General features: G+C 64.0%; 1 protein-coding gene. It reads left to right on the plus strand.

Going from position 1 to position 823, the window contains the following annotated elements; all coding sequences use genetic code 11:
- Nucleotides 1-23 precede the first annotated feature (23 nt).
- Nucleotides 24-812, plus strand: coding sequence for an IS630 family transposase (locus Q4I23_RS32865; protein ID WP_498529028.1), 789 nt, complete (start codon nt 24-26; stop codon nt 810-812).
- Nucleotides 813-823: the final 11 nt, after the last annotated feature.

An 823-nucleotide genomic window follows, 5' to 3' on the forward strand; every position in this document is an offset into this window, starting at 1 on the left:
CAACCGCCCGACGGACGCGGTCGGTGGACCCTGAAGCTGCTGGCCGACCGCTTGGTCGCGCTCGGTCATGTCGATGCGGTGTCGATCGAGACCGTGCGCAAGACGCTGAAGAAAACCGCTTGCGGCCGCATTTGAGGAAGATGTGGTGCATCCCGCCCAAGCAGTCGGCGGAGTTCGTCTGCGCCATGGAGGATGTCCTCGCCGTCTACAGCCGGCCCTACGATCCGCGCCGGCCGGTGGTCTGCATGGACGAGACCTTCAAGCAACTGATTGGAGAGACGCGCGAGCCGCTGCCGGCGCGGCCGGGTGCGGAGGAACGGGTCGATCATGTCTACGTCCGCAACGGCGTCGCCAGCCTGTTCCTGGCTTGCGAACCGCTGACCGGCTGGCGCCACGTTGGCGTGACGGACAGCCGCACGCGGCGGGACTGGGCCCAGTTCATGCGCGCTCTCCTCGACGGCCGTTACCGCGACGCCGACACCGTGGTGCTCGTCATGGACCAGCTCAACACCCACTCGCTCGCCAGCTTCTATGAAGCCTTCCCACCCGCCGAGGCCAAGCGCTTGGCGGAGCGAGTGGAGGTCCACCACACGCCCAAACACGGGTCTTGGCTCAACATGGCCGAGATCGAGTTCAGCGTTCTCTCGCGGCAATGCCTTTCACACCGCATCGCAAAGCCAGAAACCTTACGCACCAGCATCGAGCACTGGGAACGTGACCGCAACGCGGTCGGTCCCAAGATCAATTGGCAGTTCACAACCGAAAATGCGCGGATCAAATTGCGCAGCCTCTACCCATCAGTTCAGCCTTGAACGAGGACTAG

Source organism: Azospirillum sp. UFLA03-27, from assembly GCF_059803775.1.